General features: G+C 60.4%; 14 protein-coding genes. 10 read left to right on the plus strand and 4 right to left on the minus strand.

The window, feature by feature from the left end; all coding sequences use genetic code 11:
• Window positions 1-33: 33 nt before the first annotated feature.
• Entirely contained in the window at window positions 34-1,386 is a 1,353-nt protein-coding gene (gene pmbA / locus ACN9MW_RS28065; protein WP_426165088.1) for a metalloprotease PmbA, read from the minus strand.
• Window positions 1,387-1,481: 95 nt separating this feature from the next.
• Between pmbA and yjgA the strand changes: the two genes are divergently transcribed.
• Genes yjgA through ACN9MW_RS28080 form a run of 3 tightly spaced genes read left to right on the plus strand, consistent with a single transcriptional unit; the run spans window position 1,482 to window position 3,359 of the window.
• Window positions 1,482-2,093: a ribosome biogenesis factor YjgA gene (gene yjgA, locus ACN9MW_RS28070; RefSeq protein ID WP_426165090.1), complete on the plus strand. Its 612-nt coding sequence runs from the start codon at window positions 1,482-1,484 to the stop codon at window positions 2,091-2,093.
• A complete protein-coding gene (gene mog, locus ACN9MW_RS28075) occupies window positions 2,086-2,694 on the plus strand; it encodes a molybdopterin adenylyltransferase (RefSeq protein ID WP_426165092.1) in 609 nt (202 codons plus the stop codon). The genes yjgA and mog overlap by 8 nt, the downstream gene beginning before the upstream one ends.
• Entirely contained in the window at window positions 2,691-3,359 is a 669-nt protein-coding gene (locus tag ACN9MW_RS28080; RefSeq protein WP_426165094.1) for an alpha/beta hydrolase, read from the plus strand. Before mog ends, ACN9MW_RS28080 begins: the two co-directional genes overlap by 4 nt.
• A gap of 40 nt (window positions 3,360-3,399) precedes the next feature.
• On the opposite strand, the gene ACN9MW_RS28085 is transcribed toward ACN9MW_RS28080, so the two are convergent.
• The 3 genes from ACN9MW_RS28085 to ACN9MW_RS28095 are packed head-to-tail and all read right to left on the minus strand — an operon-like array spanning window position 3,400 to window position 5,089.
• Window positions 3,400-3,852, minus strand: coding sequence for a nucleotidyltransferase family protein (locus tag ACN9MW_RS28085; protein WP_426165096.1), 453 nt, complete (start codon window positions 3,850-3,852; stop codon window positions 3,400-3,402).
• Window positions 3,853-4,287 carry a MarR family winged helix-turn-helix transcriptional regulator gene (locus ACN9MW_RS28090; RefSeq protein WP_426165098.1) on the minus strand — a complete coding sequence of 145 codons (435 nt, stop codon included), beginning with the start codon at window positions 4,285-4,287 and terminating at the stop codon, window positions 3,853-3,855.
• A 46-nt stretch (window positions 4,288-4,333) separates the two neighbouring features.
• Entirely contained in the window at window positions 4,334-5,089 is a 756-nt protein-coding gene (locus tag ACN9MW_RS28095; protein WP_426165100.1) for an alpha/beta fold hydrolase, read from the minus strand.
• 278 nt (window positions 5,090-5,367) lie between these two features.
• Here ACN9MW_RS28095 and ACN9MW_RS28100 point away from each other — a divergent pair, with 278 nt between their 5' ends.
• The 7 genes from ACN9MW_RS28100 (at window position 5,368) to ACN9MW_RS28130 (ending at window position 12,246) form a co-directional block, all read left to right on the plus strand.
• Window positions 5,368-7,428 (plus strand): protein kinase domain-containing protein, encoded by a 2,061-nt coding sequence (locus tag ACN9MW_RS28100; protein WP_426165102.1) that lies wholly within the window; start codon window positions 5,368-5,370, stop codon window positions 7,426-7,428.
• A gap of 26 nt (window positions 7,429-7,454) precedes the next feature.
• On the plus strand, window positions 7,455-7,832 hold the full coding sequence (locus tag ACN9MW_RS28105; protein ID WP_426165104.1) for a hypothetical protein: 378 nt from the start codon (window positions 7,455-7,457) through the stop codon (window positions 7,830-7,832).
• A gap of 42 nt (window positions 7,833-7,874) precedes the next feature.
• Window positions 7,875-9,407 (plus strand): sigma 54-interacting transcriptional regulator, encoded by a 1,533-nt coding sequence (locus tag ACN9MW_RS28110; protein ID WP_426165106.1) that lies wholly within the window; start codon window positions 7,875-7,877, stop codon window positions 9,405-9,407.
• Between the two features lie 285 nt (window positions 9,408-9,692).
• Window positions 9,693-10,484 (plus strand): hypothetical protein, encoded by a 792-nt coding sequence (locus ACN9MW_RS28115; RefSeq protein WP_426165108.1) that lies wholly within the window; start codon window positions 9,693-9,695, stop codon window positions 10,482-10,484.
• A 75-nt stretch (window positions 10,485-10,559) separates the two neighbouring features.
• Complete coding sequence (locus tag ACN9MW_RS28120) at window positions 10,560-11,012, plus strand: hypothetical protein (protein WP_426165110.1); 453 nt, start codon at window positions 10,560-10,562, stop codon at window positions 11,010-11,012.
• A gap of 106 nt (window positions 11,013-11,118) precedes the next feature.
• Window positions 11,119-11,637, plus strand: coding sequence for a DUF6623 family protein (locus ACN9MW_RS28125; protein ID WP_426165112.1), 519 nt, complete (start codon window positions 11,119-11,121; stop codon window positions 11,635-11,637).
• Window positions 11,638-11,652: 15 nt separating this feature from the next.
• A complete protein-coding gene (locus ACN9MW_RS28130; protein WP_426165114.1) occupies window positions 11,653-12,246 on the plus strand; it encodes a glycoside hydrolase family 108 protein in 594 nt (197 codons plus the stop codon).
• Window positions 12,247-12,317: the final 71 nt, after the last annotated feature.

The raw sequence follows: 12,317 nt of genomic DNA on the forward strand, positions 1-12,317 counted from the left end.
AGGGTTTTATCTCGGGACAGTGTATGGAAATATTTAGTTCCCGGCAACCACCATCTTTTCGATCAGGATCGAGCCTGTTTGCTTGGTGCCACGCACCAGGACATCGGTGCCGATGCCGACGATGTCCTGGAACATGTCCTTCATATTGCCGGCGATGGTGATCTCTTCCACCGGGTACTGGATCACGCCGTTCTCCACCCAGTAACCGGAAGCGCCGCGGCTGTAGTCGCCGGTCACATAGTTGGTGCCCTGCCCCATGAGCTCGGTGACCAGCAGGCCGGTGCCCATCTTGCGCAGCATGCCTTCGAAGTCGTCGTCCTTTTTCGTCTGCGAGGACGTGATGGACAGGTTGTGCGAGCCGCCGGCATTGCCGGTGGTTTTCATGCCCAGCTTGCGGGCCGAATAGGTCGACAGGAAATAGCCCTGCAGCACGCCGTTCTTTACCACGTCGCGCTTGTGGGTGCGCACGCCTTCCTCATCGAACGGCGCGGAACCGATGGCGCCCACCACGTGCGGGTCTTCCTTGACCTGGATGTGGGACGGGAAGATGTCCTTGCCCAGCGAGTCGACCAGGAAGGAGGACTTGCGATACAGGGCGCCGCCCGAAGTGGCCTGGACGAAGGCGCCCAGCAGGCCGGCGGCCAGCGGCGCCTCGAACAGCACCGGGCAGGTGCGGGTAGCCAGCTTGCGCGCATTCAGGCGCGCCAGCGAACGTTCTGCGGCATAGCGGCCGACGGCTTCGGCGCTGGCCATTTTCTTCGGATCGCGCACCGAGGTGTACCAGTCGTCGCGCTGCATCTTGGCGCCCTTGCCGGCGATCGGGGTCACCGACAGCGTGTGGCGCGAGTAAGGATAGCCGCCGATGAAGCCGCGCGAGTTGGCCGACACGAAGTGCGACTGCTGCACGTGCACGCCGGCGCCTTCGCTATTGGTCACGCGCGGATCGACCGCGAAGGCCGCCGCTTCGGCGCGCTGCGCCAGCTCCACTGCTTCTTCCGTGGAGATGGCCCATGGATAGAACAGCTTCAGGTCCTGCGGATTCTTCTCCAGCAGTTCTTCTTCCGCCAGGCCGGCGCAATCGTCTTCCGCCGTGAAGCGGGCGATGTTGTAGGCCGCCTCCACGGTCGCCTTCAGCGAAGCCGGGGAGAAATCGGAGGTGCTGGCATTGCCACGTTTCTGGCCGATGAAGACCGTGACGCCGATGCCCTTGTCACGATTCTGCTCGATGGTTTCGATCTTGCTCTTGCGGACCGAGACCGAAAGACCGCTGCCTTCGCTGATTTCGACGGCAGCATCGGTGCCGCCCTGCTCGCGCGCGTACTTCAACACGTCGCGGGCAAGCTGTTTCAACTGGTCCTGGGAATAGGAGAAGGCGGATTCGCTCATGGGGTCTTTTTGGGGGGCTGGGCGTTAAAACAGTTATCATAGCAGCCGTTTACCGTTTTTACAGGTAGGGTGTGACAGCCCCTGCCCCTCCTATCATGCCTAATCCAAACCGTGGCTCGTGCGGCTTCCAGTCCAGCGAGTTCGAACAAGAATACGAACGCCCATCCAAAACCGAAATGAAACGCCAGTCCGACGCCCTGCAAGACCTGGGCCGGGAACTGGTGGAGGCCCCGCGCGACCGCGTCAAGCGGGTGCCGATGCCGGAAGACGTGCGCGATGTCATTCTGGAATGCCAAAACATCAAGAATCACGAAGGCCGCCGCCGCCAGATGCAATTCATCGGCAAGAAGATGCGCACCCTGTCCGAAGAAGAAGTGGCGATCATCAAGCGCACCATCGAAGGCTGGAAAGGTGCCTCCAAGGCCGATACCGCCGCGCTGCACGCGCTGGAACGCCGCCGCGACAAGCTGCTGGCCGACGACAAGGCCCTGACCGTCCTGCTGGAAGAAGCGCCGCACCTGGACGTGCAGCACCTGCGCACCCTGATCCGCAACGCCCGCAAGGAACAGGCCGAGAACAAGCCTCCCAAGGCCTACCGTGAAATCTTCCAGATCCTGAAGGACCTGGACAAGAAGTCCGCCGCCTCCGAGCCATCGCCTGGTCCGGACGTTGACGTCGATGCGCCCGAAGGCGACGAAGATGAGTGACGAAACCCTGCTCGTTGGCCTGGTGTCGATCTCCGACCGCGCCAGCGGCGGCGTCTACCAGGACCAGGGCATCCCGGCGCTGGAAGATTGGCTGCGCAGCGCCATCGCCACGCCGCTGCGCTTCGAAACCCGCCTGATTCCCGATGAGCGTGCGCAGATCGAAGCCACCCTGGTGGAGCTGGTCGACCAGGTGCGCTGCCACCTGGTGCTGACCACCGGCGGCACCGGCCCCGCGCGCCGCGACGTGACGCCGGAAGCCACGCTGGCGATTGGCACCAAGGAAATGCCGGGCTTCGGTGAACAGATGCGCCAGGTCAGCCTGGCCTTCGTGCCGACCGCCATCCTGTCGCGCCAGGTTGCCGTGATCCGCGAAACCGCCGACCACGCTGCCCTGGTCATCAACCTGCCGGGCCAGCCGAAAGCCATCAAGGAAACGCTGGAAGGCCTGAAGGATGCCGACGGCAAGCAGCTGGTAGGCGGCGTGTTCGCAGCCGTCCCTTACTGCATCGACCTGATCGGCGGCCCTTACGCTGAAACCAACGATGCGGTGTGCAAGGCATTCCGTCCCAAATCCGCCATTCGCAAGAAGGACAACGCATGACCCACCTGCTGGATTCCATCGTCATCGACACCAAGCCCAATCCTGAAGTCTCCGTGATCTGGATGCACGGCCTGGGTGACAGCGGCGAAGGCTGGGCGCCTATCGTCAATGAGCTGAATCTGGCCGGCCTGCCGGGCATCCGCTTCATCTTCCCGCATGCGAACACCATGCCGGTGACGATCAACGGCGGCTACGTCATGCGCTCGTGGTACGACATCGTGCATACCGACCTGGGTCGCCAGGAAGATGAAAAAGGCTTGCGCGAGTCGCAGATCCTGGTCGACGCGCTGATCGAACGCGAAATCGCACGCGGCGTTGCGGCCAACCGCATCGTGCTGGGCGGCTTCTCGCAAGGCTGCGCAATGACCTTGCAGGCAGGCCTGCGCTATCCGAAAAAGCTGGCGGGCCTGATGTGCCTCTCCGGCTACGTGCCGCTGGCCGACAAGGTGGCCGCCGAGCGCCACGCCGCCAACCAGGAGACGCCGGTCTTCATGGTGCACGGCCGCATGGACCCGGTGATCCCGATCGAGCGCGCAGTGGCATCGCGCGAGCTGCTGGTAAAGCTGGGCTACCAGGTCGAATGGCATGACTATCCGATGCAGCACTCGGCCTGCGCCGAAGAACTCGTGCATATCGCGGCATGGCTGAAGAAAGTGCTCGCATAAAGCAAGCCGCATGGCAAGCGCGCCGGGCCGGCCGCTTGCCCTAAGGGGTCATGACCCGGAGCGACGGCCAGCGCGCACGATACGATGCCGCCTTTTGCTCGAACAGGTCGCGATAGGGCGTCAACGGATTAGGGGCCAGCAGGCCAGCGTAGAGTATTTCGAGGCCGTTCGGCGCGTAAATCGCATCCGGGCGAAGGCCGACACAGGTTGCCGGCATCAGGAAGCGGTCGATCCCGTCCCTGGCGCTGTGCAGCGCGGGATACGGATGTCCAAAGTAAGCTTCGTACCAGGTGTGGACCCGGGCCTGGTTTGCCACTTCAATCGGAACGCCCAGGTCGGCGAATAAGCCGTCGACATGCGCCTGCGCGTCCCGCTCGCCCTTCTCGCTCAGATCAGCGGGATCAAAATAGAACAGGTCGTAGGACGCCCAACGTTCGAGGATGACGCGATTGTTGCGGTTGGCCAGTACATCGGCGCGAAAGCGGGCTTGCACTCAGCCAGCGCCCCTGGCGCCCAGGTTGCCGCTCAATTTGTCGAGTCCCGCCGCCAGCCGTTCCACGTCGCCCGCCGTGATGGCGCAGGCTTGTGCAATCTGCTCGCTCGCCTTCAAGCCTTCTGCGCGCAGCTTGCGGCCTTTCGCGGTCAGCGTCAACACGCGATTGCGCTCATCTTCAGGATCGCGGTCGCGCACCAGATAGCCTTCCGCCTCCAGCCGCTTGACCAGCGGCGTGATCGAGCCCGGGTCCTGTTGCAAGCGCTCGGCCAGCCCCTTGATGCCCAAGCCCTCCTGCTCCCACAGCACGACCATCACCAGGTATTGGGGATAGGTCAGGTTGAGCGGCGCGAGGATGGGCTTGTAAAGCTGGGTCATCTTCAGTGAAGTCGAATACAGCTTGAAGCAGAGGTGCTGGTCCAGCGTAGGGGGCATGCGGTTTTCCATGGCGCGTACTGTAGCACAGCCCCCCCTGTCGGGATTAACGTTTGACCGCGGCCAGGATCACCTTGGCCACAGCTTCCGGCTGCGACGCCATCGGCACGTGGCTGCTTGGCAGCGTGGTGGTGGTCGCGTTGATCTTGGCAGCGAAGGACTTCTGCAGGCCCGGATCGATCATGCGGTCCTTGGAAGCGACGATGTAGTAGCTGGGCTTGGTCTTCCACGCAGCCACGTCCACCTTGTCGCCAAAAGCGCTGGCCTTGATCGGGCCCTGGGTCGCGGTCATCAGGCGATGCTCGGCAGGAGTCAGGTCCTGGGCGAAATTAACCGCCATCGATTCGGCCGACAGGTAGATAAAGCCGTTGTTGTCGGGCTTCAGGGATGCGATGCCAGGTGGCAGCGGGAAATCCTTGCCCAGTTCACCCACCACTTCGCCCTCCGACGGCGCGAAAGCAGCTACGTAGACCAGGGATTTCACTTTGTCGCTGGCGCCGGCCTGGGTGATCACCGCGCCGCCCCAGGAATGGCCCACCAGCACCACCTTGCCACTCTGCGCATCGATCACGCGCTGGGCAAAGGCCACGTCGTCCGCCAGCGAGGTCAGAGGGTTCTGCACCGACACCACTTTCACGCCCTGCTTCTGCAGGATCGGGATCACCTTGTTCCAGGCTGAGCCGTCGGCGAAGGCGCCGTGTACCAGCACGACGGTGGTGTCTTCGGCAGCGTGGGCAGGAACCAGGGCAGCGCCGGCAACCAGGGAAGCAGCAAACAGGGCGGATTTGATGGACGATTTCATGGCAAAACTCCTATAAGTAGTGTGTTAATGATTAGTGCGCTCAGCGCATGAGTGGAACTATAGCGCACAAATAATTAGTGCGCAAACTATTTTTTCAGCACGGTCCACGGCCTTGATAGTTCCTGACGGCGCACTACCGTAATGCGCAAGTTTTCTTATTTGGCGCCAAAATATTATTATAATTATCACTATGACAAATATGAGAAAGCCTCGTCATGCCATTGTCGAGCATTACTGCGAGCGATCCCCCAGGAGCTGTCCTCGCTGGACACTATGAGTTGCGCACGCGTCTTGGAGAGGGCGGATATGGCGAAGTATTTGAAGCGTGGGACAGCAAGCTGCAGCGCCATGTAGCGATCAAACGTATCAAGCACACCACTGGCTCCAAGGGGGACCCGGTGCGCGAAGCGCGGATGGGCGCGGCGCTGCGGCATGCGGCTTTCATCAAGATCCACGCGATTGAGGAAGACGGCACCGGCCAGGCAATCGTCATGGAGCTTGTTCCCGGTACGACGATCAAGCATGCCATAGAACTCTCCGGCGTGGGCCTGCACGACGCCATCAATTGGGTGTGCCAGATTGCGGAGGCCATGCACGACGCGCATGCGTCGGGCCTGGCGCATGGTGATCTGAAACCATCCAATCTGATGGTCGAGCCCGACGGACGGGTGCGCATCCTCGATTTCGGCCTTGTGTTACGTTACGATGCGCTGGCCACCCGCTCCTTGCAAACGGACCAGCCGGCCGGCACGATTGCGTATATGGCTCCCGAACGGCTGCAAGGCGGCCGGCCCGACGCCAGTAGCGACATCTATGCGCTCGGCGTTATTCTCTACGAGCTGGTGACCGGCAAGCATCCCTTCGCCGGAATGCATGGGCTGGCCCTGGCCGCGGCCCAAATACACTCGAACTCTGCCAGCTGGAGCTACCCTGACAGTGCCAGCACATCGTTGGTGTCGCTGATAGGCGCAATGACGAAGGGCGTACCGCAGCAGCGAATTGGCAGTATGGCCGAGGTTCGGCGCAGCTTGCTGGAACTGGACAGTCCGGAACGCCATTTTGCCGGCTTCTCTAAGAGCGGGCGCAAAATGCTGGCCGCCGTTGCGGCAGCGGCGGCCTTTGCCATGGGCATTTGGCAGGCTATACCTGCTGTGGCACCCGCCCTGGGGGATTTATCGCCCTATTCGCAAGCGTTGGAAACACAACAAGGGTTGGCGGCGCTGAAGGCTCACGACCATCCAGGCAACCTTCACCAGGCGGAACAGCACTTCTTGCGCATATTGGACCATACGCCCGGGAGCGCCGCCGCCGCCGCCGGCATGTCTTTGCTGTACGTATTTCGCTATGAAGGTGACGACAAGGACGAGGCTTGGTTGAGCAAGGCCAATGCCAGCGCCCAACATGCATTGATGCTGGATGATCAATTGGCCTTGGCCCATGTTGCCAAGGGGTGGGTGCTCAACAGCCAAGGGCGGCCCGAGCAGGCACTGCAGGCATTTGCGCAAGCGTTACAACTCGATCCCGGTGAATTCTTCGCTTGGTATGGCAAGACCTTTGTACTGCGCAATGCGCGGCGTTATGCGGACGCGAAGGCGACGTTGGCGCTGGCATTGACGCGCTTTCCGCGCGAACGTGCATTCCTGGACGAGCTGGGCACAGTTCAATTCGAGCAGGCGGATTACCGCGGCGCGGAGCAGACCTTCCGGCGCAGCATCGCGCTGCAGCCCGATACTGTGGCTGCCTATGCCAATTTGAACGCCGCCTTACTGCGTCAGAACAGGGTAGAGGAAGCGATGCGCGTGCTACAGCAGGGATTGCAGGTTAGGCCGAGTGCCCGGCTGTATGGCAATTTAGGAAATGCGCTGTTTGCCCGTGGCGACTATACAGGTGCCGCCGCCGCGTTCGAAAACGCGTTGTCGCCCACGCATGGCGCGCCGGGGGAATACCTTAACTGGGCGAATCTGGCCGATACGCTGCAGTGGATTCCAGGGCGCCAGGCCGAAGCCATTCGCGCCTATAACACTGCGCGTCGTCTGCTGGCGCCCCGCCTGGCACGCGCACCCAACGATGTACTTCTGGTGTCCCGCATGGGCTTGTACGCCGCGCGTGGCGGGGACGCAAACACGGCATCTGCATTGCTGGCACGCGCCACGGCGCTTGCCCCCGACAACGGCGAGGTACAGCGCCGTGCCGCGATTGCCTATGAACTGCTCGGCCAACGCGACCAAGCACTGGTGGCTATTTCCAACGCCAGGCGCCTCGGCATTCCGGCGATGGCGTTCGAAACAGAGCCAGACCTTATTGCCCTGCGGCGCGACCCGGCCTATCGGCGCGACTGAATTCCATTCCCCATAAAGGCTAACTGATGTCTTCTCCAACCCCGTATACCTTCGAAATCATCTATGGAGTAAATGCGCCGGACGCCACATGGTTGTTTGACGACCAGCTTGGTGTCGAAACGTGCAAAGTCAACCCGGGGGACCAGATCCTCTTTACCTTTTCGGGGCCCGGAATCGTGACGCAGGTGGCTGTGCTGACCGGCCAGCTGCAATTTGAGCCGGCGCTATGGCCATTCAAAGGCGCAGGCGGTGATATCAGCATCATGCCGAAAGCCGTGATGACCGTGGGCCCTTCCTTAGGCCTGTGGGGCATGTGCGTCGCGTTTGCCGTCCTGTTCCCTGATGGCGCGACCAAGTTCTACTTCGTGCCGGATCCCGAACTGCAAGTTGGCTCTATTCCTTAAGCATGGAGGGGCTATGTAGCCCTTCCACTCTTTGGCTCACACATGATCGACCACGATTCCACGTTTTCCTCTTCCTTGGCCGATTCCGGCCATGGTACCCGCGCCTTGCTGGCACTGACGCTGATCTGGCACCCTGACCCTGGACGCATAGGGGAACAGTATGTGGCCGATGCTGGCGGTGCGGGCCTGACGCTGAGCCGCTACGCCCCCGATTTTTGCCGTCCCGACGGCGCTGGGCTGCCCCTCGGTCATGGCGCCATCTCGCGTGATTGCCTGCGCTTCACGCGCGACGATGCTGATGGTATTACCTTGGCCGTGCCGGCCACTCGCATGGTGGTACAACTCGGCGGGCATGTTATCGAAGGCACAGTAAGATTGCATGCGGCGCAAATCGGCGCAGGCCAGATTTTGACGCTAGGCCGTGCAATCGTGCTGTGCCTTCACTGGATGCCGGTTTTACCTCGTCATAATCCCGTGGCAGGGTTTGTCGGCGTGGGGAAAAGTGCGATTACCGTGCGTGAACAGATTCGCATGGTTGCGCCAACCAATATGCCGGTGCTGCTGCTCGGCGAAACCGGGACCGGCAAGGAAGTGGTGGCGCGGGCTATCCATGCGCTTAGCGATCGGCGCCATGCCAAACTCGTTACAGTCAATATGGCGGCGCTCAATGAATCCCTGGCACTTGCCGAGCTGTTCGGCGCTGCCAAGGGGGCATACACCGGGGCGCAGGCCGAGCGTAAGGGATTGTTTGCAGAAGCGGATGATGCCACGCTCTTCCTCGACGAAATAGGCAATGCCCCCGCCACCGTCCAGCCTATGCTGTTGCGTGTATTAGAAGGCGGCGACTTTCGCCCCCTGGGCGCAACACACGACCGCCATTCGAGCGCGCGCTTGATCGCTGCGACGGATCAAAACCTGGATGCCGCAACGTTTAACCAGGCGCTGCTGCGGCGCCTGGACAGCTTTGCGATCCACCTTCCGCCCCTACGCACGCGCCGGGAAGACATCGGTGTCTTAATCGTCCATCTATTGCAGCCGCAAGGCGCGCTGCCCAAGTTTTCCTCCCAGTTCATCACTGAAATGGCCTGCCATGATTGGCCTGGCAATATCCGGCAGCTCGCGCATACGCTCAAGCGTGCAGCCTTACAGCTGGAACACGGTGGCGCTGTACAGCTTAACCTGTTGGTACGCACGCCGCCGCCGGACAGTCCTGTCGGGAATACTGATGCCGGGGCCACGCCGGTTCCCGGCGCATGGCAGCGCAAACGGCCGTCTGAGCTATCCGAACAAGAAGTGCTTGATGCCATGACCCGTTATGGGTGGACGATCAAGGCCGCTGCCAAGGCACTTGGGATCTCCCGCCCATCGTTTTATAAGCTGCTCAAAGAGAACCCCCGAATCCGGCGCCTCGAAGACATTACTGCCGATGAAATCGCGCAGTCGATAGCCAGCTGTGACGGCAATTTGACGCGTTGTGCGGCGTTGCTGGCTACGCCTGTAGAGCCGCTGCGCCGGCTGTTACACCGGCAGCGTTCGTCGCCTGGTCAAAACACCACTGAACCAAACTGCGAATAACGCGAGACAAGCCAGCGCACTGCCGCCGCTACGCCTGGTATCAGGGCCACGCGTCCACCTGGCGTTGGCAGCGCCAGTCATCATTCCCGAAAAATTGACACCGATTTGACACGCCTGTTCGCAGTATTGGCATGAACTTTACCGGGCATGCAGCAATCTTCCCCACAAAAATCGTGGCACGCCGTTTGCAATAGAGGATGTCAGGGAGTTTCTCACTGAAGTTCACGAGCTCCCTGTAACGATTCAGAAACGTCTGAATTAAATCCATCTACCAAGGAGATTGAAATGGCAACCACCCCAGGCGGCGCGTTTTATGCAACCAAATACCAGTTCGACACCCATCAGCACGAACTCAGCCCTACTTACGCAATGAACGGTAATACCGTTACTGACCGGACCTTTTCATGCTGGAGCATTTCCGAGCCGAACGGCAACGACATGTACGACTTTTATTTGATCCAGGACGATACCTCACTGCGCGCCGCCTTTAACCCAACGATCTATCTCGACGGTTACGAGTTTGGCTACTCATTGCAGGATGAGAATGGCAAGCCGCTGTCGTCAGACGCCGCAATGTTGCAAGATACCGCTCCAGTCAACACCGACCCTGGCGAAACGAAATCGTCGTCGTTAAGCAAAACCTTGTCGTCATCGGTGGGCTTTTTCGGCAATACCATGACTGGCTCGGTCGGCACCTCGGTGTCCATGGGTGAATCGACCTCGCGTTTCATCCCTGGCGTGGCGGTAGTTAACGAAAGCCTGGCCAGCACGGGCAACAACGGTTCGTTCCTCTATGCCGTGCAGGAATCGTCTGCCAGTCAGACCGGATTGACGCAGGTGTGCAATCAGATGCTGTTCCGGGTACGCCGTAGCCAGGCGCCCAATGGCGTCCGGCTGGCAACCACGTTGAAAGTGCTGGTAAGCGACCACGATGGTAGCCATGGCACGCATTATTTCGACGATTTCGCACGCGGCTTTGGCGGCGGTATCAGCGTGCAATATACGAACGACCGTATCGGCTACTACATGCTGCCGAATTTCACGACGGCTGTGATTTCTGTACCCACTGCAAAATAAGCCGCTGGCTGGCCGCCCTGCAATACGCGGGAGGCCACACTATCCCCCACGAGCAAACAAGACGGAGAAATTATCATGCCACCCAATATGGAATTCCTGCGCGAAGTCGTCGCCAGCCCTGCGATGAACAACGATCACTTGGGCGTCATCCTGTCGTTCCTGTCCCTGGACGACAAAGAATTCATACTCGAAAACCTCACACCTCAAGAAATTGCATCGCCACTGTGGACGCCTGTTACACAACTGATGCAAGAGGTAGTCGCCAACTGGGGCGCCCAGTTGGAAGCCATGGCTCAACAGCTGGACAATATAATGTTGGATATGCAGCCCAATTTCGCCAACTTTATCGACCAGGCCAATCAGCTCGAGCAGGCAGCGGCGCAGCAAGGTATCGATATCCTGCATCAGGATGCAGGCGGCGGACCGGGTGGTCCCGAGGGGTCCGGCGGGGCTGAAGGCTTTGGCGGGGCTGAGGGAGTTGGTGGAGCCGACCATGTTGCCGATGCTGGCCCCGGAGCGTTGCCTTAACAGGCGAATGTTGAGACGGGCCCCGGGGCTGCAAGGTGCAGCTCGGGCCTGTCAAAACGCGCAAGCCGGCGGCAGCCACGTACCCCAACTTTCATGCGAGAACATCATGTTCAGTTTATCCAAACGCAATGCCTTGCAGCGCTTTGCCTGCGGTCTAGCCGGGCTTGGTTTTCAGGCCGGCAGCGCGGCGTCCGGCCCTAAGCCGACGCAATCCGTAACCCAATGGGTGCACGGACACAGCGCTGTTATCGGGTTGCCCGATTTGATGGAATCGATGACCTCGGCAGGCGGGTCCGCACTATTGCGCGGAAAATCGTACAGCAGCAATTGTTTGCATTACGCCCTGCCTAGGCCGGCTGAAAACGCGGTGCGGCTTTGCGCCATCCTGCTGCGATTTCGCTGCGCTTCCGGCGCCTGTATTCGCTCACTGCGGCTATTTGATGGCGAATACGAGGCGGCCGTCATTGGGTATTTGCATCCCGGACAGGACTGCGCCGAGCAACGCCTGGTCCTGCCTGACAGCGTAATGATCCGCTATGGCCTCGGCGTGACACTCGAATTAGGATTTGAAGCCGTCGAGCGGGAACTCGCCATCAGCGCTGTCGGCGCCGAGTTCAGCTTCTAAGAGGAGGGTCTGATCATGGCGGACTTTCAAAAGTTCCTTCCGACGTTACTCAGCCTGGAAGGTGGTTTCAGCAACGATCCGCATGATCCTGGCGGCGTTACCAATATGGGTATTACCTTTCCGATTTATAAGCAGCATGCGTTGCGTCTGCTGGGAGTACAACCGACGCTGGACGGTCTGAAGTCCTTGACTGCGGAACAGGCGGGAAAAATCTATAAGGTCGAATACTGGGACCGCATGTTTGGAGACGAAATCAGTTTCGAGCCCTTGGCCAACATCATGTTCGACTTCTATGTCAACGCCGGGCATCACGCCTTCCAATTGCTCCAGCAGGTACTTAACGCCGCTGGCGGACAGTTCGACCTGCGTGCGCCTCTACGCAGCCAGACCGTCGAAGCGCTGCGCCATCACGATATTATTGAGGTCTACACGGCCTACAAGGATGGACGAAAAGCATACTATCGGGCCCTTGCGCATGAGCACCCTGTATTGCGCCGTTATCTGAAAGGTTGGTTGCACCGCGTCGACCGGTTTCCCGATTTCCAACCGCAGGGCAAAGGATGCGATCCAATGGGGAATACACAAGCTGGGGCCGGCAAAGCCAATTGAGCTCTGCCGTCAAGGCGGTTGCGGTAGAGGCTTTTGTTCGGGGCGTACAGGCAGCGCTTGCTGTTGAGCCT

Source organism: Pseudoduganella sp. R-34, from assembly GCF_049904655.1.
GTDB lineage: Bacteria > Pseudomonadota > Gammaproteobacteria > Burkholderiales > Burkholderiaceae_D > Rugamonas.

Bases quoted from the DNA above. Each gene is read 5' to 3' on its own strand.
- ACN9MW_RS28110 (WP_426165106.1), top strand. From the start codon at position 7,875: ATGATCGACCACGATTCCACGTTTTCCTCTTCCTTGGCCGATTCCGGC.
- ACN9MW_RS28115 (WP_426165108.1), top strand. From the start codon at position 9,693: ATGGCAACCACCCCAGGCGGCGCGTTTTATGCAACCAAATACCAGTTC.
- ACN9MW_RS28080 (WP_426165094.1), top strand. From the start codon at position 2,691: ATGACCCACCTGCTGGATTCCATCGTCATCGACACCAAGCCCAATCCT.
- yjgA (WP_426165090.1), top strand. From the start codon at position 1,482: ATGCCTAATCCAAACCGTGGCTCGTGCGGCTTCCAGTCCAGCGAGTTC.
- ACN9MW_RS28130 (WP_426165114.1), top strand. From the start codon at position 11,653: ATGGCGGACTTTCAAAAGTTCCTTCCGACGTTACTCAGCCTGGAAGGT.
- ACN9MW_RS28105 (WP_426165104.1), top strand. From the start codon at position 7,455: ATGTCTTCTCCAACCCCGTATACCTTCGAAATCATCTATGGAGTAAAT.
- ACN9MW_RS28125 (WP_426165112.1), top strand. From the start codon at position 11,119: ATGTTCAGTTTATCCAAACGCAATGCCTTGCAGCGCTTTGCCTGCGGT.
- ACN9MW_RS28095 (WP_426165100.1), bottom strand. From the start codon at position 5,089: ATGAAATCGTCCATCAAATCCGCCCTGTTTGCTGCTTCCCTGGTTGCC.
- ACN9MW_RS28120 (WP_426165110.1), top strand. From the start codon at position 10,560: ATGCCACCCAATATGGAATTCCTGCGCGAAGTCGTCGCCAGCCCTGCG.
- ACN9MW_RS28090 (WP_426165098.1), bottom strand. From the start codon at position 4,287: ATGCCCCCTACGCTGGACCAGCACCTCTGCTTCAAGCTGTATTCGACT.
- pmbA (WP_426165088.1), bottom strand. From the start codon at position 1,386: ATGAGCGAATCCGCCTTCTCCTATTCCCAGGACCAGTTGAAACAGCTT.
- mog (WP_426165092.1), top strand. From the start codon at position 2,086: ATGAGTGACGAAACCCTGCTCGTTGGCCTGGTGTCGATCTCCGACCGC.